This is a genomic window from Vibrio sp. Vb0888 (assembly GCF_033338835.1).
Classification (GTDB): domain Bacteria; phylum Pseudomonadota; class Gammaproteobacteria; order Enterobacterales; family Vibrionaceae; genus Vibrio; species Vibrio alginolyticus.
The window spans coordinates 80,619-106,635 of the sequence record NZ_JAWOTL010000001.1 but is presented as its reverse complement, the minus strand read 5'-3'; the positions used below and the strand labels follow the sequence as shown (position 1 = coordinate 106,635).

Here is a 26,017-nt window from a genome sequence, read left to right as displayed (position 1 = left end):
GCTATGAGCATTCCTAGTCTTTAGTTATCAATATGTTATATTATTTGTCGTTAGTTCTTGATAAGTTCATCCAAATACAACGAATGTGATGGATATCACATTAAGAGAGGCCATGTGCAGAGTCCAATTACGTTAGAAGCACTCCATATTCTAGATGCTATTGATCGAAGAGGGAGTTTTGCTGCTGCTGCGAATGAGTTAGACAGAGCCCCGTCATCGCTGAGCTATCAAATCCAGAAACTCGAGCAAGACTTAGACATTATTATCTTCGATCGCTCTGGTCACAAAGCCCATTTTACTGAAGCAGGTAAGCTTATTCTTGAAAGAGGAAGAGCCATTTTACAAGCCAGTGAAAAGTTAGTGAACGATGCAATGTTATTGGCGAATGGCTGGGAACTGGATATTACCATTGCCTTTGATGGCATTATTCCTATATCCAATTTTTTCCCGATGGTTGATGCGTTGGCCGAGGTCAGCTCAACTCGAGTCAGGCTGCAAGAGGAGATTCTGGCTGGTAGCTGGGAGTCTTTGAATACGGGGAGAGCTGATTTACTGATTTGCCCATCACTGGATACGCTTCCTCAAGAAGTTAAGTCAGAAAAAATTGGTAAAATGAGTATGTATTGGGTAGCTTCCGCTGATCACTATGTTCACAAGCGTAGTGGTAAGTTTGATGAAGCAGCGCGAGAAAAGTATCGGATTATTGCTATTGCAGATACCGCACGTGAGCAACCCGCGCTCTCAATTAATATCATTCAAAAACAGCCTCGCTTGACCGTCACCAACTTTACGGCAAAAGTAGAAGCGCTAACTGCAGGTTTAGGCATTGGTACATTACCAAGCCAAATTGCACAACCTCTTATTGATAGTGGTGTATTGAAACGAATCGAAGGCACTGAAGAACAGCCGATGGATATTATTTTGGCATGGCGCCGGAACACTATGGGTGAGGCAAAATCCTGGTGTATTCAGTACTTAAAAAAGAATTGGAAACTAAAGTAACAACGTAACTTTTACTTCTTAGATTCCCATTGATTATCGAATGTAAGAAGTAAAAGTCATCGCTAATGCTGCGCTTTTCAATTTAAAGGGAGCACCATATCTGCCGTACCGTCTGCAAACTGGACATCGATCTCAAACCCCAAGTTCTGAGCCAACATCAACATTCCTCTGTTTGTTGGCATGGTCATTCCAGACATTTGCTTTGTGCCTTTAATTTTGCAATAGCTGATTATTTTCTGCATCAGCACTTTGCCTAAACCTTTTCCTTTCAAATCTGAACGAACCAAAATAGCAAACTCAGCGTCACTATTGTCTGGTGTAATCAATGCGCGGGCTACCCCTATGATAGACGGTCCGTCAGTATTAAACGCTACCGCAACAAACGCCATTTCGCGGTCGTAGTCGATTTGAGTAAAGTTTGCCAAAGCCTCATGGTTGAACTCTCCAACTTCAGAAAAGAAACGCTTATAGAGATCTTCTTTCGATACGCTATTAATGAATTGAGCATGCAGCGGCTCATCCTCAGGCAAGATAGGGCGAAGCAAGATAGGTTGGCCATCTCGAAGCGTCACCGTTTCGACAAACTCTGCCGGGAAAGGGCGAATCGCTAGCCGTTTTTGGGCGTCTCCTTCGTACTTACACAGTGTGACATCTGCATCAAGGATAGTTAAATCGCTTCCGGACACCAGTACTGGATGGATATCCAGCTTTTGTATTTCTGGTAACTCAACTGCCATTTGGGAGATACGAACCAAGAACTTCGACAACTCAGTAATATCGAGCGCATCTTTGTGTTTCTGCAGGCGAATCTTTCCAGACTTTAGGGCAACAACGACAAGGTAGCGCGCAAGCGTCATGTTCAAAGGAGGAAGTGCAGCGACGGCATCTTGGGCGATATTCCACTCAGAGCCACCTTGACCAAGCAAGATCACTGGTCCAAAGACTTTATCTACTGCAATACTAATCCGCAGCTCTTCAGCGCTGCCGAGCTTTGCCATCCCTTGTACCAACAGCCCATGTACATTGGCGGAAGGGTAGCTGAGCTTTACGGTATCTAAAATGGATAGCGCTGCGTTGGAAACTTCTCGACTGTTTCTTAAATTTAGAGCGACACCGTGAACATCCGATTTATGAGGAATGTCTGGAGAACGCAATTTAACCGCAACAGGATATCCAATATTTTCTGCCATATGAACGGCTTCAATGTCGTCAGATGCAATCCACGTAGGCAAAACGTTAAACCCGAACAGCTTAAATAATGGGCTGGTTTGATGCGTATCCAAGGTAACTGTGTTTTTATCCAGTAGTCGTTCGTTTACCCATTCTTTTGCTGAACTCACACTTCCAGAATGTAATGGCTCTGCCGTCGTTGGCGTTTCCATTAGTTGTTTCTGGTTTCGTCTGTATTCGACCAAGTGCATGTATGCTACAACCGCACTTTCAGGTGTTCTATAGGTTGGAATGCCTGCTTGAGTAAAGGCCAGTCGCGCTTCTCTCGACGTTTGTTCTCCTGACCAGTTGGTCAAGATATTAAAATGCTTATGCCGAGGGTGAGATTTGATGGCATTAATAACGACTTGAGCAGTTTCAAGAGGATCAGAAACAGCAGAAGGACTATGCATAATCAATATCGCATCTGCACAGTCGTTATTCATCAGTGCGTTAATGGTATCAATATAGCGTTTTTGGGTTGCGTCACCAGACAGATCAATTGGATTTCGAGCACGCCAGTTGGATGGAAGTACTGCTTGTAATTGCTCAATGGAAGCGTCATCAAGCGTTGCGAGTTGGCCTCCACGTTCAATCAAAGTATCAACGGACATAACAGCAGGGCCGCCGCCATTAGTGATGATCGCTAAACGCTCTCCACGAAGTGGCACAGAATGCGTGAGTGTTTCTACCGCGGCAAAAAGCTCATGCGTATTGCTGACTCGTAACATACCAGTTCTGCGAATAGCAGAATCGTAAATTACGTCAAGTGTATCTCCGTCTTGCTGCTCGAAAGTATTCATCTCTTTAGAGCGGCCCGCTTTTAGCACCAATATACGTCGGTTACGTGAAGCGGCGCGCGCAGCAGACATAAATCGGCGAGCGTCTTGGATATTATCAACATAAAGCAGAATAGCTTCAGTGTTTCCATCCATACTCAAATAGTCGAGCAAATCTGCAAAATCGATATCTTGTCCGCGCCCAATCGAAAGGAACGAAGAAAAACCGATGTTCTTATCATTTGCCCAGTCTAAAACCGTGGTACAAACCGCCGCGGATTGTGAGATGAAAGCAATTTTTCCGGGTTTAGCTGCAACAGGGGAAAACGTGCAGTTAAAATTGTGCCAAGGAAGGATGATACCTAAGCTGTTTGGGCCTAAGACTCGAATGTTCAATGATGAGATATCTAAAGGATTAGGGTCATCAGAGATAACAATCGCAAACGGTGTGCCTCTCTCATCTAGCTCTTTAAGCAATTGCTCGTTACGTGAAACGTTCGTACACAAAATTGCAATATCTGGCGTATAGGGCAGGGAAGCTACATCAGGGTAAGCGATCACGCCAGATACGGCTTTATATCGCGGCGTTACTGGCATAATCGCGCCACCAAATCCACTTTGTAGAAGGTTGCGCATCACAACATGTCCTGCTCGCAATGCTTTTTGAGATGCCCCAATAACGGCCACAGAGTTGGGTTTAAAGAGTTTATGTAGTTTATTCATGCTGACTCCTGGCCGTTTGTAAGTCACGTTGGCTTCTCGGTTTCATATCAATCATAAACGAATAATTTACTGATAAAACATCTTCAGACCAGACATTGCAGAAAATGTGTACGATGCTTATGGAGTTTGTGTTATTCATCACATCAAAATCACAGATTATTGTATTTGATGCTTGATAAACGGCCCTGCTATCGGCATGATTTATCGTAATATTTATCCAGAGCATTTGTTACTTCATGAAAAAAATCGCAATCATCGGCTTGTCAGTTCTGCTTTCTGCTTGTGCATCTGAAACTTACATCACGGATGTGACCTCAGAAAGTTACCGAGAGGACTACAAATCAGATCGTATCTCTAAACCAATTATGGCGTCTGAAAACGCTGTAGTAGAAAAAGACGTACAACCAACTGTTGTGAAAAAGACGGCAAAGCCTGAAGAGAAGAAAGTAGTCAAGCTAACGCCAAAAGAGCAGGCGAAGCCAGTTAAGATCGTACCACCAAGTAAAAAGCAAGCTGGCATTCAACGATTCGGCTATACCATTCAAGTCGCAGCTGTGGGTAGCCAAGCTAAAGTCGATCAGTTTGCAAATAAGCTGCCACAGAACGGTCAGCCAATTTGGGAAAACTACAAAGTTGTAAACGGTACTAAGTGGTTCTCAGTTTTATACGGAGACTACGCAACAAGCGCAGAAGCCAAGCAAGCGATTTCGACTTTGCCAGCTCAATTTCAGCAGTTAAGACCATTTGTTAAAAGCATTGATGCAATCAAAAACTCAGCTTACCCAACGCTTAACAAATTAAATTAACACATCAAATAAGGGAGCGAATAGCTCCCTTATTTATTTGCTCAAATCCTATTCGAACAACATTCCTCACATTAAAATTACTGTACGTCACACTTCAAAGGTTTATCATAATAAATAGTATCTTTTGTAGGTCACGGAAAGATGGATTCATGATTAAAAATATTCTTTTACTATGCGGCGGTGGCTCTTCTGAGCACGAGATTTCATTATTGTCTGCAAACTTTGTCGAACAACAACTAAATCTTATTGAAGACGTTCACGTTACACGCGTAGAAATAAAAAACGAAGGTTGGATGACCAACCAAGGTGAGTTGGTTTACTTGGATCTCAATACCAAGCAGTTGTGCTCAAGTGAATCTAATCAAACCATTGATTTCATCGTGCCTTGTATACATGGTTTTCCTGGCGAAACAGGCGACATTCAATCTCTGTTTGAAATCGCAGGTATTCCTTATCTTGGCTGCGGGCCAGAAGCGAGTAGCAATAGTTTCAATAAAATCACATCTAAGCTTTGGTACGACGCTATTGGCATACCCAATACGCCATACTTATTCTTAACACGAAACGATGAAGAAGCTCACGTTCAAGCTCATAAAGCCTTTGAAAAGTGGGGAAAAGTTTTTGTTAAAGCCGCTCGCCAAGGCTCTTCCGTTGGCTGTTACAGTGTCACAGGAAAAGACAAGCTTTCTAATGCAGTAAATGATGCTTTTGGGTTTTCTGACCAAGTGTTGGTTGAGAAAGCAGTAAAACCTCGAGAACTTGAAGTTGCTGCATATGAGATGAATGGCCAACTACATATCACTAAGCCAGGCGAGGTCATCGCGCCTGATGGTGCTTTTTACTCGTACGATGAAAAGTACAGCAGTTCAAGTCACTCGCTCACAGAAGTTGAGGCGAAGAATCTAACTCAAATACAATTAGATTCCATCCAACACGCGTCAGAGACGGTATTTAAACAAATGAATCTTCGTCATTTATCTCGTATCGACTTTTTCCTAACGGAAGATGATGAGATTTACTTAAACGAAGTAAACACATTTCCAGGAATGACTCCGATCTCAATGTTCCCTAAAATGCTTCAAAACAACGGGCACAAATTTCATGAGTTCTTGGAAGATTGTATAAACAGTGCAAAGTGATTAACGTTATCGAGACGCGTTTTATGATACAAGTTGTTTTCTAGAGCAAGGATTATTCAAGCCGTATTTGAATATTGCTCAGTAGCAATTATGATTATATCAACGCATTAAACAGATGACTCAGTGGTATGGCGATTTCAAATTATAGAGGTTTTAACCTGCAGTCAGTCGGATCAGATGGCAGTGTTTGGAAGGTTAAAATCAAGAACCACGTTTTACAGGGCAGTTTGACGGCGGTAAAGAAAAGCATTGATTGGTGGTGTGACACCGCATCGATTATTGATCCCAAAGAGTTTGCTTCACTCGGACAAAGAGTGCAGCAAACTGGTGTTGCAAAATCAGAGGTCTTTAACGGCTATACTATTCAAAACGATACAGGCCAACCTAACTCTTGGTACTGTATGTTTAATGGTAAACTGATTAAGGGCAGTAAAGCCGCTATTCAACGCCATATCGAAGCTTATTTGGTTGCAAAGCAAAAAGCGATGCAAGCTCAACAACAAAAGAAACAATAGAATGACTCTGGTATATTCAACAGAAACCGGTCGAATTAAACCGGAAGAAGAAAAAGTATCTCGCCCTAAAGGCGATGGTGTTGTTCGGATTCAGCGCCAAACGAAAGGCCGTAAAGGTAAAGGCGTATGCATTGTTACAGGTTTAGACTTGGATGATGCACCTTTAAAGTTATTAGCGGCAGAACTCAAAAAAGTCTGTGGCTGTGGTGGCTCTGTAAAAGATGGCAATATCGAGATTCAAGGTGATGCTAGAGACAAGATCAAGGCACATCTTGAAAAGAAAGGCATGACAGTCAAATTAGCCGGTGGCTAATTTAATATTTCCAGTAAACAAAAATGGCGTCTAAAGAAATAGACGCCATTTTTTATAAGTTGCTAATTGAAGAGCAAGCAATCGTAGATTGATAGATCGATATTAGCTATTTTATGGTAAATAACCATTATGTTTAATGCTCACCGTAAGGCCCTTAAATTTAAAATCTGCAGGGGAATAGGAGCATACTCAGACAACATTTAGCGTACGGCTATATGTGATTTAACATAATATACATAATGCGCACTTGAGGGGTGATTGTTAACAAAGACTAACTATTTGATTAAGCCTTTCATAAGTGTCTGATAACCAAGCTGTAATTTTTAATTTTGTGAGTTTCCATAACTCAAGTTACTTGTACTATTCGTGACGTTCGTTTTGTGCAATCAACGAAAAACCACTATAAGCCTGACCGCCACATAATGTTGCGTTCGGTAACGCCCAAAACAACAAGAAAAATAATTTTAGTCAGTTATTCAATATGCGAGCGTTGTCATGTTTCACGAATCATTCCGCACACTCTTTTGGCGTGAGTTTACCTCCATCAAGCAAGGCGCTGAATATTTTCACGTATCCAAACCCACGATTACTCGTTGGCTTGATGGTACGGTTCCTATCAATCCAATGGCAGAAAAACTCATGTTGATTAAGTCGCTTGGTTACTTGCCTAATGATTTGCGTTGGTCTGGCTTTCGTGTGTGTGAGAAACGCGCCATTATCATCACGCCATCTGGTCGAGAGTTCAGCCCGAAGGAATTGGAAAGTTTTGTGTTCTGGCGTGACGAGCATCGTCAATTGGTCGAGAAATTCGGTCATATAGACCAGCCTAAGGTCTATCCTGCTAAAGAAAACGTCTTACCGTTTAAAGGTGGCCGTCGAATGAAAGCCGCCGAATGGATTCCAACTAAACTCAAGTAAATACACATGTTATTTGCATGGATAGATTTTCCTAAGTACATTCTTGCTTTGACCAACAATTAGAAGAAAAAACATGATTAACGAAAACCTCAATATCGATGCTAGGTCTATTGAAGATCTTTTTAAGTGGTACCAAAAAGAAATGCTGATCGTGAACAGACGTTACCAGCGTAAGTTGGTATGGTCACTTGAAGAAAAGCGTGCACTTATATCTTCAATTATCGAAGAATACCCTATCCCGTTGCTGCTTTTTGTAAGACTTGAGGAGCAACGTGAAATCCTTGATGGAATGCAGCGCTTAGAGGCCATAATGAGTTTTATAAGCCAAAAGTATGATTATGAGGGTTGTTACTTTGATCTTGATGCCACAGCTTTTACAAAGCTTGCAAAAGACTCGGAGCTCATAGAACAAAAAACACCTATCTTGTCTCGAGAGATCTCCTCAAAAATCGCTAGTTATAAGTTCCCTGTCTCGGAGTACTCTTCATCAGAAGGTAACATTGATGAGGTTTTCAGAAGAATCAACAGTAACGGTAAGACGTTGTCGAAACAAGAGCTTAGAAGCGCAGGTAACGTTACAAACTTTACTGAGCTGGTGCGAAAGATATCAATCGCAATTCGAGGTGATGCGTCTCACAGCGATACTTTGAAACTAAATTCAATGTCAAGCATCTCAATCAACAATGATGGTCTAGGATATGGTGTTTCCATAGATGACCATTTTTATGTTAGCAATGGTGTACTAACAAGAGCATCGATTCGTGCTTCTGCAGATGAAGAACTGGTTGCTAACATCCTTGGTTATATCGGGTTGGTTGAGAAGCCGACCTCGGGCTCTGAGCAACTAGACGGCTTCTACGGTGTCAAAGACACCCAGCACACAAGCACACAACGAGAAGCTCTTGAAACTTTCGTCCAGACTAAAGGTGAAGAAGCATTACTAGACAACTTTATCTTTGTATATGACCAGTTGGTTGGCTTATTCTCTCGCACTGAGACGAACTTTAATACTCATATTCTTGGTGAATCAAAGTCATCACACGAATGTCCACGATATTTTCAAGCCGTGTTTTTAGCGTTTTATGAGCTCATAATTAACGACGAGCAAGAGATTAAAGACCAAGAAGGCTTACTAAACCAACTAAAAGATTCTGGTTCTCGGGTGATTGAAGTATCTGATGGCGGTCGATGGGCTGCTAGTAAGCGTAAAGATAGCGTAGACAATCTTAAGGCTCTGATTCTTCGTTACTTCGATAAATCCGACAGGGCTAAAGAAAATCACGCGTGGGTTACTGAAATCGATAACATTTTGACTAGCTCACGCACAGAACAAGCTAATTATGACTTTAAACAAGGGTTTATGTCGCTTGACGGTAAAGGTACATTCCAAGACTCAACTTTGCGTACCGTATTAGAAACTTGTGTTGGCATAAACAATATTGGACAGAAATCCGAGGGCTTTCTTCTTATTGGGATCGCAGAAAAAGAACGTGATGCAACACGTTTGGCAGACCTCTATGGTGTTGATAGCATCGAGAAAAATGGTTTCTATATAACAGGCATTGACCATGAGGCAGAGCGACTCTTTGGGGATTTGGACACTTACTTTAGTGCGATCAAAGACAAGATCCTTAAAAACTACGATATTACGGAAGGTTTAACTCAACAAATCCTCAAGGATGTTAGGCTATGCCAATACAAAGGTAAGCACCTAATTAAAATTGAGGTTAAGAGTATTGGCGAGGTTTGTGAGCTTGAAGGTTCACCTTATCTTCGTCAAGGTACTAGCACCGTTAAAGTTGAAGGTACCAAAAATCTTACAGCGCTGATATCTAATTACCTTCGAGGCTTATAAAGTCACTACGAAAAGCCGAACCCCATCGCTAAGGTTCGGCTTTTTTGTAGGCTTCTTGATTTTGGTGGACGTCGATGAAAACGAATTGGAAGCCTGTCGCACGTCTTAATCCTTTATGCTTCAGCGTTGCGCGAAGCTTTTAGAACCAACACGCTTTCTCGGACATCTTGCAGCCCTTTGGTGAGTTGCTTGTTGATAGCAATCTGGTATTTCAGATTCATACCCATCAAAGCAAACAGCACAAGCGATTCCGACGAAAAGCCCAGACCCGATAAGGCGTTAACTAGGGCGCTTTCCATCCAAGCCCCCTACACTTTTTGTCGGTTTCCAGCTGTCCGGCAGTGCTTCGTACACACCAATCACGGCGGGAATGGCCAAGCCGACAGCGCCGCCAAGGTTGACGCCCGTTTCGGTGATTTCGACACTGAATAAATGACCGTAGCCAGTGACCGCCGCGACGACGGAACCCAGTAGCGCCAAGCCTTTGAATGTGGAACGTTCAAACATGTTGTGTTTCTCCTTAAACCAGATTGACGCCTTTCAGCACCGTGTGTTTGCTGTAGTGGCGGCCCACTTCCATGATGCTCATGGCGTGAAGCACTTCGACCAACAGCGGTTTGTTGTTCACTAAATCAATGCGCTCATCCATACCAACGCCCACGCGACCCGCGACAAAGCGTGCATAGTTAGCCGTGTGGTTTTCGTTTGGTGGCGCAAAGCGGTGAATGATTTCGGTCAGCGTGTGCAGTTCGTGGCGTAGTTGGTAGTTACGCAGCAAAATCGCTCCCGCACGAAAGCCCCATTCGGGCGCTTTAAAGGTTTCAAAGGCTTTATCGCGTGACGGCGTCACCTTGCCTTTCCACGCATTAGAGGCAATGCGAATGTTAAGCGGGTTATGAATGCGAATACCGCGAACGCTTGATGTGGTTGAGGTTGTCATAGTAAAAGCTCCCATCCCTAAGAGTATGATGACAAAGATTAATAGCGGCATAACTACACCGCTTGATAGTTGACTGAGTTGAAGTAATTCAAGTGCACAGGCGATTCCGAGTAGTACGCCATGATGACAGTAGTTGCATCGGCAACCGCTCCGCGCACACTGACTTGGTCATAACGGGTTTTCACCACTTCGGCGGGCAAGTTCTGCACGGTGTAATATCCTGGCGTGCCTTTTAAGCTCGCAAAGATAAGGTGCTTTTCCATGCCAAACGGCATCAAAAACTTACTCACGTTGAGGTGGACGCCCGCTTCAACATCTGCTTTGCTGAATTCGCCAAACGACTCCGTTAATCGAAAACGGCGTGTGGCGGTGTCGCTTGTCGTCAAGTCTGGAATGATGTCCAGTTCATCAGGGTTTAAAAACACGCCCGCACTGACTGGGCTTGAGGTGAACTCGCCCAAACTGGTATCTGACTCCACAAAGTAAGCGTACAAACCGCCCGCTTGGAGTTTGATACCGTGCAACCATGCTTGTGAAAACTGGTTAAACCCTGCTTCCACGGGAATCTGCGCTTGTGCCACATACCCGACGAAATCGCCGTTAGCATCGAGTTCAAGCAAACCAAAGCGCACGGCGGTGTTCTTTTCACCACGGAAAAACAAGCTATACGATTGATTTTCTGGCACCCATGCAGTGCCCTCATCGTTGAGTGCTCGTAGCTCTCGGTCAAAAGGCGCACTGAATACACTGAAATGCAACACTCGGCTGTTTGAGCCTGTCGCTAGTAAATAGGACGCTTTGGCCGTGTAGTCGAATTTCTCAATATCACCGCCAAGGCTTGAGTACGCCACGCTGTGATAATCGCTCACGCCATCAATCGGCACGACTTCCACACCCCAACCCACGGGAGCCGGACGGCCAAAACTGCGCCCAAGGTGCATTTGGTTTGCAGCTTGGTCTTTGTAGGTGTAGGCATTGGTGAGCCAACGCAGTTGATGCGGTGAGCCCATCGCCAAATCAACACCGGAATGTGATAGTTCAGGGTTTACCAATAGGTTTTGCGGTGCGTCGCTTGCACTCTCTGCACTCGCGGCCTTGGCGTCGTCGATGCAATCGGCCAAGTATTCAATTTTGTTGCGCGGGTCGCCGTTCGGTAGGTTCTCTCGTACTTGTCCCATGCGTTAAATCTCCATAGTCGTGACGGTGTCACCCGCCGTACCTGTTAAGGTCATGTCGGCCGTGCTTTCAATGGTGATGCGCTCGCCCGCTTCCAGTTCAAACGCATCAATAAACACCGAGGCGCTATTGGTTTTCGCCGCCTTAATCGTGATGGCTTTGCGTGTGGCGTTTTGCGCAATGTTGTGCGGGAACACGTTCACGGCTTCAGTCACAAGACCGCTACTCACTTGCTCATCCACTTTCACCACTTGTGCAGCTTCGAGCGTGACCGCGGGCAATGATTGAACATTCACGGGTTGCGGCGCTTTGAACTCAACAGGCGGCAACGTCGTGACGCCGAGCTGTTGATTCGCAGCCAATTCAACCGCGGGAAGTTGATTCACTGCCAGTTGTTGATTGGGCGCAATTTCTACCGCGGGTTGCTGTTCAATCACCACATTCGGCAAGGCTTGAACCACAACGCTTTGACCCTCAACGGGCGGCGTGAACATCCCAAAGCCAAATTGAATTTCAATCTGGTTATCGGTGCGGCTTGAGATAAGCAAACGCCCAAGGTGTTTACCCTCGCCCACGTTAAACACCGACGACTTGCCAAGCGTGACGCGCTCACCGGACGATTCACGATAGATTTCGATTTCAGCTTGCGCCGCTTTCAGATACAGCCAGTTACCATCAGGTGTCAGCGGGATGGCTTGACCCGCTAATAGTTGCGTGTTCATCGTTTCTTCACCATTACGTAGCCAAGCACCAACACAAGCACGATTGCCAGAACGACCATCATCTTGCTTGTTTCGACTTGCCCGCCGTCTTGTTTGAATTTCGCCAAGTCCATCATGGCTTGTAGATTCTTCGAGTTCTGCGCCGCTTGGTTGCCCGCCAATCCCGCCAACATATCGAGGTTTTCACTGTTGGTTGAGGCGTACGTTGCCAAGGAATCGCCTGCAAAATCGGCCACTTCATCAATGGCGGTTTCGGCTATGTCGTGCGTGGTGTCCATCGCTTCAAGCGAAATGCGCTCATTGCTGTTGAGCATTTCCCCGCCAAACTCAAAGGCCTGTTCGCCAAGTTCCATGGCGGCATTGACTGCGCCGTGGTCGGTCATGGTGGTGTTGATGGTCGAGTTGTTCACCCCCGAAATCGCCACACCGAGGTTATCGCCACTGATGGCATTCTGACCGCTGAAGTTAGTGGTGTTACTGGTATTACTCGATTTTGATTTAGAACTACCCATTTACTGCACTCCCAAATCCAAACGAATAAAGTCACCGTCTTGCTTGGCGGTGACGCCAATTGAGCGCACCAAACGAGCAACGCCATCAAAGGCGGTGTCGGCGGTCATGGATGACATGCCCGCCGCTTTCACCACTTTGCATAACTGGATAATTCCCGAACGCAGACCGTGACCCGCAACGCCCCACAAAAAGTAGTTGTCCCCATCTCGCTCACCCGCAATGATGAGATCATTTTCATTGCTGATTAGGCGATACAGACTCACGCGGCCATCCTTGACCGCTTTGCACAGTTCAACGTACGCATCAGGGCAAGCGCGAAACGCGGGCTTGAGTTCCCCAAGCGCACGTTTCGATTGCGTCACGACTTCAATTACTTCTTTTTCCATAGCAACACCGCCGCAATCACAATCACTACAAGAATCATCAACGTGGTGGAATTGCCCCCGCCCATGTTGATATTGCCTACCGAGAGGCTGCCACTTGATTCACCATCGGCACCGCTGACCGCGGGTCCACCGTTGGCGCTAATTGGCATCGAGCCGGAATTGCCTAAAAGCCCACCAATCATAATTTGAATCCTTTCTTGTACAGGACATAACACACCAGAAGCAGACCGAGCACCCATCCGATGCGGTCAAACCCGCCCGAGACTTTGATGCCCGCCCATACGCCCACCGCACCTGCAATCAGGTATGGAATAAACGGCATTACTTCTTCCCCTTAGCGACGTAGAACATCGCCAATAACAACAGTACGAACAGCATTCCCATCATCAGGTGCGTGGTGGTCACCCCCGCAAACGCGGAGGTGTACACAGGCTCACCCGTGGGTTGTTGGTAGTCGTTATTGTGCTTTCGCTGTTCATCTGGATTGCTGGATTCGACGCGTTGAGCTTCGTTCTCAATCTTCACGCCGAGCCAGTCTTTGCCCAAGTCGGTGACGTCGGTCATCAGTTCGCCGCCCGTTTCTAAGACGCCGTCCCAAATGGAACCCCACATGCTTTGCTCTTGCGCCATAACGCCCCCTTACTGCGCGGTAGGCACCGCCACTTGTTCGATGGCTTCAATCAGCACCGGAATACTACCCGCCGCCGTTTTTTCCACTTCAAACGCCAGTTGTTTCATGGCCGCCGTTGGTAAACGTGCTTCGCTACCAAAACCGCAACGCGTGAAGTCCATCGAGAAGAAGCCCGCATTCTGCTCACGACCTGCCGCGGCTAAGTCGTAGGCGTTATCGGCCTTGTTGACGTTGAGCTCTTCACGTTCATCACGCAGGACGCGAACGCGTTCAATGGTGTTGTCTTTGAGGTGCAAACGCTTGATAGACAGCGCCGCGCTACGCTCGGCAAAGTCAAACGGTGTGCGACCACTCGATGAGGCGTACCACGTTTGCGAATAGATGCGCGGCATGTAAATGCGTTGGCTTTGCGCCGCCGTGGTATGAGCACGAGCGCGAATCATTGGTGCCGCGGCACCCGTTTTGGCTTTTAGCTGGATGTACATGAACCAGATTTCGCCTTGCAGCGTGACTAGCTCACCTGTACGGATACCCAGCTTGGTACGCATCGACAAATCCGAGAAGTTCAGCACGTAGCGACCCGCTTGCACGTATTCTTTCTTGTGCTCTTGCAAGTCGATAAGGTCTTGACCCGTCACGTTGACGATTTCACGGCCGTTCACTTTTACCGTGATGCGCTCGATGTCTGCCGCGTCGAGAATGTCCGTCACCAGTTCAATGTTTTGGTAAGTTGGACCCGATACCAAACGCAAGGTGGCTTGGTTGCCCCAGTTCACACCCTCTACAGGGTCAAGCTCACGTGGACGCGGGTTAAAAGGTTGTTTTAGTGCTTCCATTAGAACCACCCATTTTCGCCGTTAAGAGTTTCACGCACTGGGTTTAGCACGCTGATGTTGTTGATAGCGGCAATCACGATTAACGTGATAATCAGTGCCATCAGTAGGTTTTTGTGTTGCTGTTTCATGTTGTCCCTTTCGGTTGTACACGGTTAAAAAGTGATTTCATGAAACAGGGATTTGAGAGGAAGCGAAAGCGGGCGCAACCTATAGGTTAAGTGGTTAACCTATAGGTTGGATTTAGCGTTGAAGTGCTCCGGTTAGACAGTTGAATGCGCCTTTTTCGACGTTGCCGATACCATCCCGAACGAGCATATATTCAGCAATGGGTTTACCAATCGCGGCTTTGTTGTTCTTGGCTGATTTCAATCCCGCCAAGGTATCGACGCACAAGCCTTTTTTATCCGCGAGCCATCGTGCATCGGCCATCGAGTTGACCGCACCAATCCACCAAACAGGCGATTGCTCGGTCACGGTCTTGGGGACTTCCTGCCCGCGTTGGAAAATCGAATGCAGCACAAGCCCATATTGACGCCCACCGCGCCATAATTCGCCCGCTTTGCCTTTGAGTTTACCGGACGTTTCCACGCAGCTTGCTAGCTCTTCGATGATCACATGCAGTTGTTTAGCGTCGCCATTACCCACCGCCCACACTGCCGCGCTGAAAAATTCGAGTTCCTCACTACACGCGCCATCTTTGGGAATGTACGCCAGTTTGAACGACTTGCCGCGTTTACGTGCCATCACCAAAGCTTTGACGAACGCCACGCGAGAACTGGTTTCAAGGCATTGTTGGCCGCGGAATTTCGCCCCCGCGTAGTTGCGGTAAGGGTCAAAAAAAACCGCTTGCGCGGCTTTTGGCACTAACCCCAAGTGCTTAACGGCGGAGGTTTTACCCCCGCCCGTGCCCGCCACGTAGATGACATGCTCGGCATCGTGTGACGGATTGGAGTTGACCGGATTGGGGAATTTAAGCGGCGTCTTTTTCTTTTTGCTCACGCTGTTTTTCCTCCTCGATGGCTAATAGCTCTTTTTGGTATGCCATGGTTTTCTTGGCACTGTAGACCAGCGACAACACCGCCAAGCCGAGAACGGCCTCTTGCATGTAGTCACCAAACAGCGACGACACACTATCACTGTGCTTTTCCAACACAGGCAACGCCGCATCAATCACCGCCGCTTTGCCTTTTTCATCAAACTCAAAATCGACACCGGAAATAATCGACGTCGCTTGTTCGGCAATGGTGAACAGTACCGACAATGCGCCCTCGAACATTTCACCCGCGGGTTGGTGGTTGTCATCGTTGGCCGCTTCGGTTGGTAAGTCGGTTAACTCGCTGACTTCGGTTTGTTCGAGCCCACTGATAACCGCGGAAAAGTCGCCCCAATCATCTAGCTCTGGTTGGTTTTCCATTTCATCCTGCATTGATTGGCTCCCCTTGTTCGGTATCTGGTTCGGTTGGTTTCTTGGTTGGCATCAGTTGACGAATCGCCCAAATAAGCAAAGCGACAAAGGCTATCCCCGCTAAGACTTTTTTAACCGGAAACGGCGGCTTTTTAGCGGGCGTTGGAACGGGTTCCGCTTCGGTTGCTTGCTCAGTTTCAACGCTTGGCGCTTCCACTTGTTCAATTACTTCAACGCTAGGCGTATCAGTGCTTGCAACTGTTTCGGGTACTGGTTCAACCGTTGGCGATTCAGCCTTAATTGTGACGGCGTCATCCACTTCTAACTGTTCAACCGAGTCAACCATGTTGGTTTCTACAAAAGCGTTAATGCTCTTGCTCATTGGGCTGTTGCCACAGCTCGGACATTTGTAATACAGCAGCCCTAAGTTGCGCCCGTTTTTGGTTGGCTCGCCCTCAGCAATGAGCTTGCCCTCACCGACGCGATGCACGGTTGAGGGACTTTGGCAAACGGGGCACGATACGTGCCCGCGAATTGGGTTGGGATGTTTACTCATCGGCGGCCGCCTCAACTGTTTCCAATTGCTGCATGTTGCCTTTGACACAACCGCGATACTTTTCACGCACCTTGTTGTTGAGCTTGGTAAGCTGCTCAATTTGGTCGAACAGCGTCGGATTCAAACCAAACGCTTCAAGCGAAAAGTTACCCGTCATGAGCATCTTGCTTGCACGTTTGATAATCGCGTTGGTGTCCATGTTTTTGAACTGGCTCAACTCCTTTTCCACACTGGCGTTGAGCTTGTCGGCCGCATCAAGCGCGGCCATTGCTTGCTGACATTCTTTGAGAGATAGCATTTCCATTGTTTAAGCCTCGGCTAGTTCTTCATCGGTGTTCGGTTTGTTCTGAATCTGTTTATTGACTTCCTTCATCCAGACCAACATGAGGCGCCAAAACACGCCGCCTTTGCTGCGCTTCACTTCGGCTTCCATTTCTTGGGTGATTTTGTCGATGTTGCTCATTGGGTTGTCCTTACCTAGTTGCTGAAATCGTTGTCGCAAGCAATGCCCAAACGGGCTAATGAACGTAGTGGCAATAATCATGGTAAATCGCCATGTCATTGCTCTTGATTATGTTGATGTCCGGCTCTGGCGGCCGCTCTTGTGCTAACTGATTTTTCCAGTCGGCTTGTCGTAGTTGAAATCGTTCAAACTGTTCTTTGTAAAGGTCGGTGGCGTCGTCACGAGTTAACGTCAAATCATTACCATCACGCTCGGCGGTACACTTCATCGACCAACCACGCGCACCGCGTGCCCAATACAAAAACGCCCCCGCCTTGTGTTTCGATTTTTCGCCCTCAAACACGATAGAAAATTGGTTCAAGCTACTGGCGAACGTGCCGCGGCTCTTGATTTGATTGCGAATCTGGCGTGCTTCGTGGTCTAGCTTCTTAATCAAATGGTTAAGCTTTTGCACGGCATCGTGATTGCCTTGTTTGCGGTTGATGTCGATAGCGCGAATCGCATCTTGCTTTTTGGTTTCCTTGCGTCGGATTTCTCGCTGCATTGGCTTGCGCCATTGCTCCAACATGTAACCGCACTCTTTGATGATGCCCGTCATGTTGTCCACTTCGAACGATGCCAACACATCCCAATCAGGGGCACGGCTACAGCGTGCGATGTTGTAGCGATTGCCTTTTATCAGTCCTTGGTCGGCGTTATCGCCCTTGGCCGCGTAACCCACGGCTTTGATGAGATAGCCCGCCGCCGCTTCGCTGAATTTGATTTTCTCCAGATGCGCCATGCCATTGCCCCAAAGCTGCTCGATGCGGTTCGCCCATCCTGCAAAGTGGTGCTGTTCCACTCGCCAGTTCAGCAGCACATGCACATGGGGATTGGGCTCGCCATCTTCATTCGCCGGAGATTCCGCTACCCAAATGTAATGAAAATCAAACGGGTTGGCGGTTGGTCCATGAATTTCTTTAACGTGCTTGATGCCGTCGTCATCTTTCCAAGCAGCTTTAAGCGGGCGGCCAATTCGGCCATTCACTTTGACTTTATCACCGTCTAACCCAAGTGACCCCGCCTCGCTTGCGGAATATTCAAACCCGCGTTGGTACATTTTCTTGAGGCCATTTAGAAAACGGGATACTTCGGCACCAATCGTGGTTTGGATTGGGCAATATGGCAGCCCCTCATCGGTGACCGCTTCGCCACCAAAAATACGGTCGCGTTGCTTTTGAGTAAACGTCAGGGTGAGAAACGTGCTGAATCCACCGTGACACGCGGCAACATACGCGCCCGATTCAAAGATTTTCTTTACAGCGCGTGGGTTTAGCTTGTCAGTGAAACGCTCACCACTTTGTGGCGCGGGTGCTTCGGACGGGCTTGGATGGTATTTCACCTGCATTTTCATCTGTTGCGCCCAACCACGGGACATCAAATAGGCTCGGCTAGTGCCAATCGGTTGCCATTCAAGGCGGTTGTTTTCGTTACGAATCCAACCTGTTTGCGCTTGTGAGCGTGCCCGATATTCATCGGTCACGTTGTCGCCACAAAACGATTCCGTTTTATGGCGCGGCGGCAGACGTCGAGAACGGGTCATTAAGCGGTCTATCTGCTTGCGTTTTCCGTGTCCGACTTTTGCGCCCTTTGACGAGCCTAGTCTTTTCTGGACTTCGTCCAGCGCTTCGCGCCCAAGTTCAGCACTTTTTAAGGTGCGTAAATGGTGGATTTGGTCAAACGATTTGAGCTTTTGCAGCTCACTTTCCATCCAATCACGGTTTGGAGCACTAAAAAAACCGCTTTCGACAGCGGCAATGTTTTTCTCGGTAACGGTAACGTCTTGCGCTAACGCCGTAATAAAGCCCACATCATGCGGGCTTAAAAGTTGGGTAAATTCGCGTGGCGATTGCACGTCGTACAGATGTTTCATACACCCCCCAACTGAGAGCAATCAGGGCAAACGACGTGGTCTTGTTTGAACGTGTTTTTACAACCGTCACAAAGCTCGATGGAAGAATCCGCGCCCACTTGGGGCGCTTCATCTTGCTTGCGGATTCGTTTTGATTTGAGTTGAGCCCTTAGAGAATCTCGATTACGAAGCACACGTTGATTTGCGCGCACCGCTGCTAGTAATTCTGGCGTTCTTAACTTTAGACGCTCGGCATCTTCAAACCTCATTTCTCCAGAGCGGTTATTAATAATTTTCTGAGCGCAAATTATCATGCCTGTTACATAATCACGATGATGTTCAAACCCTAAAAAGTCATAATCCATTGCTATTCCAACAATATCACCGCATCTTAGTTGGCGCTCAAATCTTACGACTAACTTTCTAAAGTCTTTGTTATTTGAAATTTTCATGATTGCACCGCCTTAGCTTCGCTTAACGGCTCACCATAATTTTTAGCACCTAGCACCACCATGCGGCGAGCGTAGTCGGTAATTTGTGTCAGAGTTACGCTTGATGCACGAATACACGCGACCAGTGTCGAACCTTGATAAAGCCAAAGTGAGGCTTCAGAGGTTTCAAGCTCAAAACTGTCGAAGTAAATATGAGTTCCGTTGCATTGAGATGCAACAAGTTGGCGCTGATTGCGGCGCGTTTTCCAGATACTCAAATTCATGCTACAACCCCCTGACGAAAACGTGTAGGAATGTAGGTTTGTTTCTTCTTTGGGAATTGTTCAGCGAACTTTTCGCGTAATTGTGCAATCTTAAGAAGTGAGTTTGCTGTTTTAGCTGGGTCAGGATTGGTACACCCTGCCATATCTGGGCAAGGTAAGTGAATTGGGTCGGTAACGATACGTTCCATGTTGTAGCCTCCGCAAGCTATTGATTTCCTGTCTCAAAAATAACGTTAAGGAAATCTTTTTAAGCACGCAAGTGGCTTGCGGTAGTGAAAGAAGCCAGACTATCCACTAAAATTTAACAATATTGCGAAAGGATGCGGGAACATGACTAATTACACAAATGTGCTTTTAGATAGACTGAAAACCCAGTTAGAGCTTACCTCTGACTATCAGTTAGCTAAAGTTTTGGGCGTTGGCACAAGTAGAATTAGCAATTACCGCAATGGTCGCAGTGTTCTTGATTGGGAAATTGCCTTTAAAATCGCCGACTTATTGGGGTTAGATGATCAAGATGTGGTATACGGTTTACTCGAAGATAAGTCTATAAACCCCCGCCTAATCAATGCCTTACAGGCAGGGGCGCCAGCCTAACCTCCCATTTACCAGCTTATACATAATACGAACTTAAGAGTTAGAAGATTAGCATTGGTGAAGTCAGTTTAGTTATACCGTATTTGGCTGTTGCTGCTTTGCAAGCCTCATCAGCTGTCTTGTATGGACCGTGAACTTCGATTTCACCACAGCGACAACTTGATAATAACCAGTCATCAACTTTAAAACCGTGTGGCTGATTAAGTTCCTTCATTGTATCTTGGGTTACGTTCAACACTGTACACGTTGGTTCTGCATCTTGCTCAATCAACATGAGTCAACATGGACACGCATTTGCTTAACCCAAACGTGTAAGTACTAGATTATCTTTATAGGAACAAGGAATCTATTAGATGTAAACTCTCTACTTTTCAATCTATACCTAGATCTTTCTTCATATGTTCACTCAACTCGTTAGTGGTTCTTACATTAATCTTATGTTTGCAATGATGGATTCTCAACTCTTCACCAAATAATTTTACTAGTGATTTGGTATACAAAGTACTAATATTATTTATTATTCTATACAATGTATCTTTCTGATAAACAGATCTTTTCGAATTTTGTATTGCAGTCTTCATATTTAAATATCCTCACACTTTTAACTTTATAATTTAAAGAATCAATTTCAACTTTTATTATTACTTTTTCCGATATGGAATGAGTCATTATCAATGATGCACAATAAATAATTAAATCACCCGAATCCAACTTAGTAAGTTCACGAGACAAATTTTTTATTTTTAAATCTTTATTTTCTATATTTAATCCGGTTGAGTTAATTCCTTCAGGATATCGGTTTAACTTAATATCCAATATGGTTTTATTAAGATAGTAGTCTGCCATTATTTCATGACGGCTTTTAAATATCATTGTCCCCCTCCGATGATGCAAGTTATACTTTCCCACCAGTTAAAAGACAACGTGACTCAGAGTTGCAAAAAGGTAACAATCATGGAATTGATGAACAATGAGCTGATCTGCTTTGCAGCCATTTGTAAACGCCTCTCTCTTACAGATGCATCAAAAGAACTTGGAAAGTCTAAAGCTCAAGTCAGCAGGCAGCTAGCAGCATTAGAAAAACAACTTGGCGTAACACTCGTCCACAGAACAACAAGGAAACTCGTTTTAACTGATCATGGCGAAAGCATTAGAGAGCTTGCTATCAAGACGTTAGAGAGTTTGCACGAGTTAAATTACAGAGCTAGCTCGTTGAGTGAATGCATTGATGGAAAGTTTAAAATCACAATGCCCAACTCTATAGCCTCTTCTATTTTTGGTTCTGTTCTTAAAGACTTAAAAGAACGATATCCAAAAGTTGATTTTGAAATATCGTCAAGTAACAATGTAGAAAATTTATTAGAAAGCAATGTAGATTTAGCGATTAGGCTTAATAATGTTATTGATGACACTCTTATTGCACATAAACTTGGTGATTATAGTGATGTTTTGATATCTAGGGTAAGTAATGCCAACCACAAAACACTATTAATCTACAAACATCATTCGAATAAGGAATCAATTAAAAGTCAATATACTGATGTTATCGAAGTTGATAACACCTCTATTTTAATAAACTTTGTTTCTGAGGGAGTTGGGGTTGGTGTCATTCCAAACTATCTTGTTAAAAGTAACTATATAGACAAAAACATCCGAATATCGCAAACTTTTGATATAGAACGTTCCATGTATATGGCCTACCCTTATCAAAACCCTTTGCCAAGAAAGCTAGCCGAGATATCTACTTTTATTAGGTCTGAGTTATCACAAGTATTGAAGAGTGAGTCATTTTAGGGCGGTTGTTCAGATTTAGAATTTTGCGTTGTCTACTCAACTAGGCCTAACGCTAATCTTTGTAACATATTGTTTCAGCGGTATTTATTAACACCCCCATCTTTATGCTTGCTATCACAATGTGAGATGCTCTGCCGTCTTGTTATCAAGGTTTTGCGTGGAATAAATCACGTGGGGTAAACGATAGATTGACTTACATTAAAATTTTCATCAAAAGTAACTTTATATAAAATTGATTTCATAACAATCTGTGTGTATCTTCTACCCATATCCCCACAATAACCAAGGAGAATGCCATGGATAAGCTACTCGCGTCTGCATTAGAAATTAAGCAGCGAACTATGGTGACTGGCTTTTTTGCTAGAAATGGATTCAAAATCGCTATGACCGATTTTGATGATGTCACTTTTGAGCGAGAAGGCGTGCAAGTTAACGTACATTTTGATCTGCAGTCAAACGCGGAGTCTGCATCTGTTTTATCTCATGAGGCATCAATCATTCCTGGCTAAAAACTTTTATTATCACCGATACACCAAGCCGAACATAAAAGTTCGGCTTTTTAGTGACAAAAAATGATGAGTGCGAACAAGAGTTGTCGATCACTCGTCTAAATAGACGATTAATAAATCAGCTTCAACTTCGTTCACAACCTTTGGTATCGATGAAAAAAAGCGACTCAATAAGTTGTGATGATGACCACAGACAACTAAATCTATCCCCTCTTTTTTGACGATTCCCGATAGTTTTATATGAAGATCGCCGATTACTACCATGGTCTCGTTTACTGGGCATAAGCATTTATCAGCGAGCTCTTGCAGCCTTCTTTCCAATTCTTGCTCTTCCTTCGCTTCCATGACTATACGATCAACATCTACGTAAACAAATGAGAGTTTGCTGCTTGAGTTATCCGCTTGCATTATTGCTTTTTCGATAACGGCTTGGCTAGATTTAGATAAGTCGACAGCAACCAAAACGTGCTTGTAACCCATCATTCCTCCCTTGGTTAGTTTTTGTTCTCATATTAAGTCTAGTCCACATAGAGCGAACACAACATCAAAACTACTGCTACATGATAGTTAAAGGAGTTTAGTGTAAAACAGGCAAATAGTTTTCATTACAACCTTGTTGCTTCCTCTCATCCAAAGATCAACGATGTTTTTCCAATTTCTTCTCTAATTATCGGACTATTTAACAGGAAGGACGTCAGGAAACGTTACGTTGTAATAGGCGTTACTGCTCTTGATTTCTACTACTCTTGAGGTTTCATATTACCCACTTCAACGTCGCCTAGTTTAGTAAAACTACTTTAGGTTAAGCGTGTTCAATATGTAACGCTCCGCTCAAATCCAGGAGACGTATTTCGGCTAAAAAAGCAGCTCAATAAGATGAATTTCGATTCATCTATTACATATGTCTGCGAGTGCTTACTGTTCTTATATCGCTTATTTAATAACTCTAGTTTAATTATCGTTATAAGTTACGGTGTCTCTTTTTCTTTTTTTAGCATAATCTTCTGTCTGAGAGCGAAGCTCTCTTGGGCTTTGTAATTAAATTACAAGATCAATCGCGACCAATATGGTTGGCAGATTAAAAGACCGAGGTAAACAATTGATATTATTGAGTTTAATTTGTTAGTTCTTTAAAAATGCCTAATTACCTGTGCTACGAAAACTAAGGTTAACACGATTAGGTAAAATTTTACTAACTCGCTATTTAGTCTTAAAGGCAATTGAACAAGATTAAAATCATATAGGTATAATAAATTTTAGTTACAGCGTAACCAGGGTGGTGTTTGGGAGTGTAAAGGAATAGAAAATAGAAAGGCAAAAAAACAGGGCGTATGCCCTGTCCATGAATTGATTAGTTTTGTTGCTGTTGTTTTTCTGCGTACTCAGAACGAATCCGTTCGGCAACAATTTTGATAGCTTCTGCAGTGCTTGTGCCCTTCGCCATCAATTCTTGAATTCTCTCTACAGCTTGTTGTTGCTCTTGGTGAGATAGAGGGGGTAAATCGTCAAACATAAAAAGCTCCTCATTTTGAGGAGCTGACTATAACGATTCAATTAATAGGTAGCAAGGAAATTAATGGATGCACCCATAGCGTTCTCGTTTGTGTACTGAGCTGCGATATCCAATTCGAACAACTTAAGTGGGGACAACCCGATGCCAGCAGTAATGGTTCCTTCGTCATTACTTCGAGCTAAGTTCTTCATATACCCTGCTCGTAATGCCATTTGACGCAAAATATCAAACTCAATACCAGCTCGAATCATTTGCGTATTATCATCAAAGGATGAAAAACGTTTTTCTTCGTTAAGATCGTAGTCAACACTCATCGTAAAGTAATCGGCAACAATCCCTGCCCCAACGGTGTATACAGGACGCATGCTATATTCGTATGATTTTATCGTATCACTGCCATATTGGAATGATTTTGTTTTAACGTCTCTTCCGATCAAATTTTTCGCTGAAATACCGAGACGATATGGGCCAAAGAACCAAAGTGCGCCTGCGTCTAAGTTAAACATCGTTTCCGCGGTCTCATTTTCACGTAAGTCTTTAGTATCAAAATTCTGAAAACTCGTGGCGTATGAGTACGTGTATATACGCTGAAGTTTAGGAGTAACACCAAAAGAAAGGTGTTGGTTCATGAAATTAGTGTATTTAGCAAGTGAAATACCAGCTTCAGCCACGCCAATAGAAACACCTTGTACATAGCTATCATCTAATGGATTAGTACCTGAGGTATCAACATTTGGTTGTACGAATGATTCAGTGTATAACTTACCGTATGCAGTTGCAGATAAGAATTTGTTGGGAATACCAATGGCAACGACACCACCAAGATCAAAGTCTGTCTTTTTCCCATCGATAGCATCCATCGATTTTTTGATTTCATCGACGTCTGCCAATTTGCTGATGCGTTCGATCTCATCAACTAGATCATATTGATCATCGTAGCTGCCACCAAAACTTGGCACGATCATGCCTGCATCGTCATTTCGGCGATAAATCGCAGTAAGAGCGGGGTTGAAAAAAGGCGCAGTTAGATAAGTTGCTGATACGGTACCAACGCCACCCATTGCATCACTACGAGCCTCTATCGCATAAGTAGCAGCAGAGGCAGCATTAGCGAAAAGAATAGTAGCAACAGAAGTGGCAAGAATTTTATATTTGTTTTTCATACTACACTTGTGATTTTAGTTCGTCCTGAACCTTTATCGGCACAAGTAGTATTTCTTTAACTATTCTTCCTGGGAAAGATCATAGGTTCGGCTAATAGTTTGAGCCTGCTCAACAATTATATCGCCCTGCCAACGGCGACTATTGATACTTACCGCCAATACGTATCTATCGTTTGGGACACCCGCTAGCTCCAATGAATTTGGATAGTTAGACTCGTAAGTCTTTTTCCACATTTGCTCGTACTGGCCATCAATGTAGTCATACAAACCGACTTCAAGTTGCGGTAATGGACAATGGGGATTACGAAGTGCGCTCTTTTCTACTTTCCAATTCTCTTTAGATGTCCAACGAACATATTGAGAAGAGTTTGAATCTCCGAGTATTACCCAAGTTCGATACTCTTGTTTATCAGTAGAAACAACGGTTAAGTGATATAAACCAGCTTCAAGTTTACCTGTTAAGTTATAGCGTTTCGAGTAACTACGCTCGTTGGCAAGTTCTGTCCCGTTCGGCTGTTGTTCATAGCTGAATGAACTGTCCGCGGATATAGAATCATCCACCCATCGATTAAATGAAATATTTTCGATGTCAGTTGTAGCTCTTAGCTTGATTACCAATCTAAATGTATCTCGCCCAGGGCTTTGAATAGTCTGACGAATAACGTTCACACCACTTATCCAATCAGGCAGCGTTACACCAGTGAGAGCCTTGCCACAGTTTTTAGATAGTGACTGACCAAGAAGATCATTAAGGTGAGGAGTCAAATCTTTACTTGGTTCCGTTTGCCAGAGTTCAACAAGAGAGTTGAACATACCCGCAAGATCATCTTCAAGTAAGTGTTGATGTGCCTGTGTTAAAGGCGTGTTAGTTTGAAACCAGTCCATCGCATGGACTGGTTTCACTAACGCTAATGAGAGAACTACAGGGAGTAGTATTTTCATTACGAC

38 protein-coding genes are annotated in these 26,017 nt (G+C 44.7%); 10 read left to right on the top strand and 28 right to left on the bottom strand.

Features of this window, described 5'->3' with window-relative positions:
• Positions 1-114: 114 nt before the first annotated feature.
• Positions 115-1,002, top strand: a complete 888-nt coding sequence (locus tag R7P72_RS00565; protein ID WP_005376302.1) for a LysR family transcriptional regulator — start codon at positions 115-117, stop codon at positions 1,000-1,002.
• A 77-nt stretch (positions 1,003-1,079) separates the two neighbouring features.
• Here R7P72_RS00565 and R7P72_RS00560 read toward each other — a convergent pair whose 3' ends face one another.
• Positions 1,080-3,713 (bottom strand): bifunctional acetate--CoA ligase family protein/GNAT family N-acetyltransferase, encoded by a 2,634-nt coding sequence (locus R7P72_RS00560; RefSeq protein ID WP_005376300.1) that lies wholly within the window; start codon positions 3,711-3,713, stop codon positions 1,080-1,082.
• Positions 3,714-3,949: 236 nt separating this feature from the next.
• On the opposite strand from R7P72_RS00560, the gene R7P72_RS00555 reads away from it, so the two are divergent.
• The 6 genes from R7P72_RS00555 (at position 3,950) to R7P72_RS00530 (ending at position 9,259) form a co-directional block, all read left to right on the top strand.
• Entirely contained in the window at positions 3,950-4,519 is a 570-nt protein-coding gene (locus tag R7P72_RS00555; protein WP_005376298.1) for an SPOR domain-containing protein, read from the top strand.
• Between the two features lie 149 nt (positions 4,520-4,668).
• Entirely contained in the window at positions 4,669-5,658 is a 990-nt protein-coding gene (locus R7P72_RS00550) for a D-alanine--D-alanine ligase (RefSeq protein WP_005376296.1), read from the top strand.
• A 128-nt stretch (positions 5,659-5,786) separates the two neighbouring features.
• Positions 5,787-6,173, top strand: a complete 387-nt coding sequence (locus R7P72_RS00545; RefSeq protein WP_005376294.1) for a DUF3319 domain-containing protein — start codon at positions 5,787-5,789, stop codon at positions 6,171-6,173.
• A gap of 1 nt (position 6,174) precedes the next feature.
• Positions 6,175-6,486, top strand: coding sequence for a stress response translation initiation inhibitor YciH (gene yciH / locus R7P72_RS00540; protein WP_005376292.1), 312 nt, complete (start codon positions 6,175-6,177; stop codon positions 6,484-6,486).
• 495 nt (positions 6,487-6,981) lie between these two features.
• Positions 6,982-7,404 carry a phage protein gene (locus tag R7P72_RS00535; RefSeq protein WP_274061107.1) on the top strand — a complete coding sequence of 141 codons (423 nt, stop codon included), beginning with the start codon at positions 6,982-6,984 and terminating at the stop codon, positions 7,402-7,404.
• Between the two features lie 73 nt (positions 7,405-7,477).
• Positions 7,478-9,259, top strand: coding sequence for a DUF262 domain-containing protein (locus R7P72_RS00530; RefSeq protein WP_274061106.1), 1,782 nt, complete (start codon positions 7,478-7,480; stop codon positions 9,257-9,259).
• Between the two features lie 113 nt (positions 9,260-9,372).
• Here R7P72_RS00530 and R7P72_RS00525 read toward each other — a convergent pair whose 3' ends face one another.
• From R7P72_RS00525 to R7P72_RS00425, 21 genes are all read right to left on the bottom strand, one after another.
• The gene (locus tag R7P72_RS00525; RefSeq protein WP_274061105.1) at positions 9,373-9,558 is read right to left on the bottom strand and encodes a hypothetical protein; all 186 of its coding nucleotides are present in this window, start codon (positions 9,556-9,558) and stop codon (positions 9,373-9,375) included.
• Complete coding sequence (locus tag R7P72_RS00520) at positions 9,539-9,766, bottom strand: hypothetical protein (protein WP_029797398.1); 228 nt, start codon at positions 9,764-9,766, stop codon at positions 9,539-9,541. Before R7P72_RS00520 ends, R7P72_RS00525 begins: the two co-directional genes overlap by 20 nt.
• Before the next feature lie 13 nt (positions 9,767-9,779).
• Positions 9,780-10,250, bottom strand: coding sequence for a structural protein (locus R7P72_RS00515; RefSeq protein ID WP_318110359.1), 471 nt, complete (start codon positions 10,248-10,250; stop codon positions 9,780-9,782).
• A 2-nt stretch (positions 10,251-10,252) separates the two neighbouring features.
• Positions 10,253-11,377, bottom strand: coding sequence for a CalY family protein (locus tag R7P72_RS00510; protein WP_239938589.1), 1,125 nt, complete (start codon positions 11,375-11,377; stop codon positions 10,253-10,255).
• A 3-nt stretch (positions 11,378-11,380) separates the two neighbouring features.
• Positions 11,381-12,097, bottom strand: a complete 717-nt coding sequence (locus R7P72_RS00505; RefSeq protein WP_318110358.1) for a hypothetical protein — start codon at positions 12,095-12,097, stop codon at positions 11,381-11,383.
• Positions 12,094-12,609 carry a chemotaxis protein gene (locus R7P72_RS00500; RefSeq protein ID WP_318110357.1) on the bottom strand — a complete coding sequence of 172 codons (516 nt, stop codon included), beginning with the start codon at positions 12,607-12,609 and terminating at the stop codon, positions 12,094-12,096. Before R7P72_RS00500 ends, R7P72_RS00505 begins: the two co-directional genes overlap by 4 nt.
• Entirely contained in the window at positions 12,610-12,996 is a 387-nt protein-coding gene (locus tag R7P72_RS00495) for a hypothetical protein (RefSeq protein WP_025766626.1), read from the bottom strand.
• Positions 12,981-13,178 carry a hypothetical protein gene (locus R7P72_RS00490; RefSeq protein WP_005457419.1) on the bottom strand — a complete coding sequence of 66 codons (198 nt, stop codon included), beginning with the start codon at positions 13,176-13,178 and terminating at the stop codon, positions 12,981-12,983. The genes R7P72_RS00495 and R7P72_RS00490 overlap by 16 nt, the downstream gene beginning before the upstream one ends.
• Entirely contained in the window at positions 13,175-13,318 is a 144-nt protein-coding gene (locus R7P72_RS00485; protein WP_017636141.1) for a hypothetical protein, read from the bottom strand. Before R7P72_RS00485 ends, R7P72_RS00490 begins: the two co-directional genes overlap by 4 nt.
• Positions 13,318-13,626 carry a hypothetical protein gene (locus R7P72_RS00480; protein WP_025627790.1) on the bottom strand — a complete coding sequence of 103 codons (309 nt, stop codon included), beginning with the start codon at positions 13,624-13,626 and terminating at the stop codon, positions 13,318-13,320. Before R7P72_RS00480 ends, R7P72_RS00485 begins: the two co-directional genes overlap by 1 nt.
• A 9-nt stretch (positions 13,627-13,635) precedes the next feature.
• Positions 13,636-14,463 (bottom strand): major capsid protein P2, encoded by an 828-nt coding sequence (locus tag R7P72_RS00475; RefSeq protein ID WP_213889399.1) that lies wholly within the window; start codon positions 14,461-14,463, stop codon positions 13,636-13,638.
• Complete coding sequence (locus tag R7P72_RS00470; RefSeq protein WP_005457441.1) at positions 14,463-14,591, bottom strand: hypothetical protein; 129 nt, start codon at positions 14,589-14,591, stop codon at positions 14,463-14,465. Before R7P72_RS00470 ends, R7P72_RS00475 begins: the two co-directional genes overlap by 1 nt.
• Before the next feature lie 112 nt (positions 14,592-14,703).
• The gene (locus R7P72_RS00465) at positions 14,704-15,462 is read right to left on the bottom strand and encodes a hypothetical protein (protein ID WP_047506899.1); all 759 of its coding nucleotides are present in this window, start codon (positions 15,460-15,462) and stop codon (positions 14,704-14,706) included.
• Positions 15,434-15,889 (bottom strand): hypothetical protein, encoded by a 456-nt coding sequence (locus tag R7P72_RS00460; protein ID WP_017634759.1) that lies wholly within the window; start codon positions 15,887-15,889, stop codon positions 15,434-15,436. Before R7P72_RS00460 ends, R7P72_RS00465 begins: the two co-directional genes overlap by 29 nt.
• On the bottom strand, positions 15,879-16,424 hold the full coding sequence (locus R7P72_RS00455; protein WP_318110356.1) for a hypothetical protein: 546 nt from the start codon (positions 16,422-16,424) through the stop codon (positions 15,879-15,881). The genes R7P72_RS00460 and R7P72_RS00455 overlap by 11 nt, the downstream gene beginning before the upstream one ends.
• Positions 16,417-16,728 (bottom strand): hypothetical protein, encoded by a 312-nt coding sequence (locus R7P72_RS00450; RefSeq protein WP_005457413.1) that lies wholly within the window; start codon positions 16,726-16,728, stop codon positions 16,417-16,419. The genes R7P72_RS00455 and R7P72_RS00450 overlap by 8 nt, the downstream gene beginning before the upstream one ends.
• Positions 16,729-16,731: 3 nt before the next feature.
• Complete coding sequence (locus tag R7P72_RS00445; RefSeq protein WP_162564178.1) at positions 16,732-16,968, bottom strand: hypothetical protein; 237 nt, start codon at positions 16,966-16,968, stop codon at positions 16,732-16,734.
• Positions 16,943-18,799, bottom strand: a complete 1,857-nt coding sequence (locus R7P72_RS00440; protein WP_318110355.1) for a hypothetical protein — start codon at positions 18,797-18,799, stop codon at positions 16,943-16,945. Before R7P72_RS00440 ends, R7P72_RS00445 begins: the two co-directional genes overlap by 26 nt.
• Entirely contained in the window at positions 18,796-19,230 is a 435-nt protein-coding gene (locus R7P72_RS00435) for a hypothetical protein (protein ID WP_258501128.1), read from the bottom strand. The genes R7P72_RS00440 and R7P72_RS00435 overlap by 4 nt, the downstream gene beginning before the upstream one ends.
• Positions 19,227-19,493 (bottom strand): hypothetical protein, encoded by a 267-nt coding sequence (locus R7P72_RS00430; RefSeq protein ID WP_042765862.1) that lies wholly within the window; start codon positions 19,491-19,493, stop codon positions 19,227-19,229. The genes R7P72_RS00435 and R7P72_RS00430 overlap by 4 nt, the downstream gene beginning before the upstream one ends.
• Complete coding sequence (locus tag R7P72_RS00425) at positions 19,490-19,681, bottom strand: hypothetical protein (RefSeq protein WP_005457445.1); 192 nt, start codon at positions 19,679-19,681, stop codon at positions 19,490-19,492. The genes R7P72_RS00430 and R7P72_RS00425 overlap by 4 nt, the downstream gene beginning before the upstream one ends.
• A 142-nt stretch (positions 19,682-19,823) precedes the next feature.
• On the opposite strand from R7P72_RS00425, the gene R7P72_RS00420 reads away from it, so the two are divergent.
• Positions 19,824-20,090, top strand: coding sequence for a helix-turn-helix domain-containing protein (locus tag R7P72_RS00420; RefSeq protein ID WP_258501129.1), 267 nt, complete (start codon positions 19,824-19,826; stop codon positions 20,088-20,090).
• Positions 20,091-20,130: 40 nt separating this feature from the next.
• Here R7P72_RS00420 and R7P72_RS00415 read toward each other — a convergent pair whose 3' ends face one another.
• Both R7P72_RS00415 and R7P72_RS00410 read right to left on the bottom strand, forming a co-directional pair.
• Positions 20,131-20,364, bottom strand: a complete 234-nt coding sequence (locus R7P72_RS00415; protein WP_005376266.1) for a hypothetical protein — start codon at positions 20,362-20,364, stop codon at positions 20,131-20,133.
• A gap of 248 nt (positions 20,365-20,612) precedes the next feature.
• On the bottom strand, positions 20,613-20,963 hold the full coding sequence (locus R7P72_RS00410) for a hypothetical protein (protein WP_005376264.1): 351 nt from the start codon (positions 20,961-20,963) through the stop codon (positions 20,613-20,615).
• Positions 20,964-21,044: 81 nt separating this feature from the next.
• Here R7P72_RS00410 and R7P72_RS00405 point away from each other — a divergent pair, with 81 nt between their 5' ends.
• Both R7P72_RS00405 and R7P72_RS00400 read left to right on the top strand, forming a co-directional pair.
• Positions 21,045-21,884, top strand: a complete 840-nt coding sequence (locus R7P72_RS00405) for a LysR family transcriptional regulator (RefSeq protein ID WP_005376262.1) — start codon at positions 21,045-21,047, stop codon at positions 21,882-21,884.
• A gap of 296 nt (positions 21,885-22,180) precedes the next feature.
• On the top strand, positions 22,181-22,393 hold the full coding sequence (locus R7P72_RS00400; RefSeq protein WP_005376260.1) for a hypothetical protein: 213 nt from the start codon (positions 22,181-22,183) through the stop codon (positions 22,391-22,393).
• Between the two features lie 90 nt (positions 22,394-22,483).
• On the opposite strand, the gene R7P72_RS00395 is transcribed toward R7P72_RS00400, so the two are convergent.
• From R7P72_RS00395 to R7P72_RS00380, 4 genes are all read right to left on the bottom strand, one after another.
• On the bottom strand, positions 22,484-22,873 hold the full coding sequence (locus R7P72_RS00395) for a universal stress protein (protein WP_005376258.1): 390 nt from the start codon (positions 22,871-22,873) through the stop codon (positions 22,484-22,486).
• A gap of 871 nt (positions 22,874-23,744) precedes the next feature.
• Positions 23,745-23,906, bottom strand: coding sequence for a YoaH family protein (locus tag R7P72_RS00390; RefSeq protein WP_005376257.1), 162 nt, complete (start codon positions 23,904-23,906; stop codon positions 23,745-23,747).
• Between the two features lie 41 nt (positions 23,907-23,947).
• Positions 23,948-25,069: a conjugal transfer protein TraF gene (locus tag R7P72_RS00385; RefSeq protein WP_005376255.1), complete on the bottom strand. Its 1,122-nt coding sequence runs from the start codon at positions 25,067-25,069 to the stop codon at positions 23,948-23,950.
• 60 nt (positions 25,070-25,129) lie between these two features.
• Positions 25,130-26,011, bottom strand: a complete 882-nt coding sequence (locus R7P72_RS00380) for a DUF2861 family protein (protein WP_053303637.1) — start codon at positions 26,009-26,011, stop codon at positions 25,130-25,132.
• Positions 26,012-26,017 lie beyond the last annotated feature (6 nt).

What these genes read in the sequence shown, in the direction of transcription:
- R7P72_RS00560 (WP_005376300.1), bottom strand. Translation starts at nt 3,713, where the DNA reads ATGAATAAACTACATAAACTCTTTAAACCCAACTCTGTGGCCGTTATT.
- R7P72_RS00555 (WP_005376298.1), top strand. Translation starts at nt 3,950, where the DNA reads ATGAAAAAAATCGCAATCATCGGCTTGTCAGTTCTGCTTTCTGCTTGT.
- R7P72_RS00550 (WP_005376296.1), top strand. Translation starts at nt 4,669, where the DNA reads ATGATTAAAAATATTCTTTTACTATGCGGCGGTGGCTCTTCTGAGCAC.
- R7P72_RS00545 (WP_005376294.1), top strand. Translation starts at nt 5,787, where the DNA reads ATGGCGATTTCAAATTATAGAGGTTTTAACCTGCAGTCAGTCGGATCA.
- yciH (WP_005376292.1), top strand. Translation starts at nt 6,175, where the DNA reads ATGACTCTGGTATATTCAACAGAAACCGGTCGAATTAAACCGGAAGAA.
- R7P72_RS00535 (WP_274061107.1), top strand. Translation starts at nt 6,982, where the DNA reads ATGTTTCACGAATCATTCCGCACACTCTTTTGGCGTGAGTTTACCTCC.
- R7P72_RS00530 (WP_274061106.1), top strand. Translation starts at nt 7,478, where the DNA reads ATGATTAACGAAAACCTCAATATCGATGCTAGGTCTATTGAAGATCTT.
- R7P72_RS00525 (WP_274061105.1), bottom strand. Translation starts at nt 9,558, where the DNA reads ATGGAAAGCGCCCTAGTTAACGCCTTATCGGGTCTGGGCTTTTCGTCG.
- R7P72_RS00520 (WP_029797398.1), bottom strand. Translation starts at nt 9,766, where the DNA reads ATGTTTGAACGTTCCACATTCAAAGGCTTGGCGCTACTGGGTTCCGTC.
- R7P72_RS00515 (WP_318110359.1), bottom strand. Translation starts at nt 10,250, where the DNA reads ATGCCGCTATTAATCTTTGTCATCATACTCTTAGGGATGGGAGCTTTT.
- R7P72_RS00510 (WP_239938589.1), bottom strand. Translation starts at nt 11,377, where the DNA reads ATGGGACAAGTACGAGAGAACCTACCGAACGGCGACCCGCGCAACAAA.
- R7P72_RS00505 (WP_318110358.1), bottom strand. Translation starts at nt 12,097, where the DNA reads ATGAACACGCAACTATTAGCGGGTCAAGCCATCCCGCTGACACCTGAT.
- R7P72_RS00500 (WP_318110357.1), bottom strand. Translation starts at nt 12,609, where the DNA reads ATGGGTAGTTCTAAATCAAAATCGAGTAATACCAGTAACACCACTAAC.
- R7P72_RS00495 (WP_025766626.1), bottom strand. Translation starts at nt 12,996, where the DNA reads ATGGAAAAAGAAGTAATTGAAGTCGTGACGCAATCGAAACGTGCGCTT.
- R7P72_RS00490 (WP_005457419.1), bottom strand. Translation starts at nt 13,178, where the DNA reads ATGATTGGTGGGCTTTTAGGCAATTCCGGCTCGATGCCAATTAGCGCC.
- R7P72_RS00485 (WP_017636141.1), bottom strand. Translation starts at nt 13,318, where the DNA reads ATGCCGTTTATTCCATACCTGATTGCAGGTGCGGTGGGCGTATGGGCG.
- R7P72_RS00480 (WP_025627790.1), bottom strand. Translation starts at nt 13,626, where the DNA reads ATGGCGCAAGAGCAAAGCATGTGGGGTTCCATTTGGGACGGCGTCTTA.
- R7P72_RS00475 (WP_213889399.1), bottom strand. Translation starts at nt 14,463, where the DNA reads ATGGAAGCACTAAAACAACCTTTTAACCCGCGTCCACGTGAGCTTGAC.
- R7P72_RS00470 (WP_005457441.1), bottom strand. Translation starts at nt 14,591, where the DNA reads ATGAAACAGCAACACAAAAACCTACTGATGGCACTGATTATCACGTTA.
- R7P72_RS00460 (WP_017634759.1), bottom strand. Translation starts at nt 15,889, where the DNA reads ATGCAGGATGAAATGGAAAACCAACCAGAGCTAGATGATTGGGGCGAC.
- R7P72_RS00455 (WP_318110356.1), bottom strand. Translation starts at nt 16,424, where the DNA reads ATGAGTAAACATCCCAACCCAATTCGCGGGCACGTATCGTGCCCCGTT.
- R7P72_RS00450 (WP_005457413.1), bottom strand. Translation starts at nt 16,728, where the DNA reads ATGGAAATGCTATCTCTCAAAGAATGTCAGCAAGCAATGGCCGCGCTT.
- R7P72_RS00445 (WP_162564178.1), bottom strand. Translation starts at nt 16,968, where the DNA reads ATGATTATTGCCACTACGTTCATTAGCCCGTTTGGGCATTGCTTGCGA.
- R7P72_RS00440 (WP_318110355.1), bottom strand. Translation starts at nt 18,799, where the DNA reads ATGAAACATCTGTACGACGTGCAATCGCCACGCGAATTTACCCAACTT.
- R7P72_RS00435 (WP_258501128.1), bottom strand. Translation starts at nt 19,230, where the DNA reads ATGAAAATTTCAAATAACAAAGACTTTAGAAAGTTAGTCGTAAGATTT.
- R7P72_RS00430 (WP_042765862.1), bottom strand. Translation starts at nt 19,493, where the DNA reads ATGAATTTGAGTATCTGGAAAACGCGCCGCAATCAGCGCCAACTTGTT.
- R7P72_RS00425 (WP_005457445.1), bottom strand. Translation starts at nt 19,681, where the DNA reads ATGGAACGTATCGTTACCGACCCAATTCACTTACCTTGCCCAGATATG.
- R7P72_RS00420 (WP_258501129.1), top strand. Translation starts at nt 19,824, where the DNA reads ATGACTAATTACACAAATGTGCTTTTAGATAGACTGAAAACCCAGTTA.
- R7P72_RS00415 (WP_005376266.1), bottom strand. Translation starts at nt 20,364, where the DNA reads ATGTTGATTGAGCAAGATGCAGAACCAACGTGTACAGTGTTGAACGTA.
- R7P72_RS00410 (WP_005376264.1), bottom strand. Translation starts at nt 20,963, where the DNA reads ATGATATTTAAAAGCCGTCATGAAATAATGGCAGACTACTATCTTAAT.
- R7P72_RS00405 (WP_005376262.1), top strand. Translation starts at nt 21,045, where the DNA reads ATGGAATTGATGAACAATGAGCTGATCTGCTTTGCAGCCATTTGTAAA.
- R7P72_RS00400 (WP_005376260.1), top strand. Translation starts at nt 22,181, where the DNA reads ATGGATAAGCTACTCGCGTCTGCATTAGAAATTAAGCAGCGAACTATG.
- R7P72_RS00395 (WP_005376258.1), bottom strand. Translation starts at nt 22,873, where the DNA reads ATGGGTTACAAGCACGTTTTGGTTGCTGTCGACTTATCTAAATCTAGC.
- R7P72_RS00390 (WP_005376257.1), bottom strand. Translation starts at nt 23,906, where the DNA reads ATGTTTGACGATTTACCCCCTCTATCTCACCAAGAGCAACAACAAGCT.
- R7P72_RS00385 (WP_005376255.1), bottom strand. Translation starts at nt 25,069, where the DNA reads ATGAAAAACAAATATAAAATTCTTGCCACTTCTGTTGCTACTATTCTT.
- R7P72_RS00380 (WP_053303637.1), bottom strand. Translation starts at nt 26,011, where the DNA reads ATGAAAATACTACTCCCTGTAGTTCTCTCATTAGCGTTAGTGAAACCA.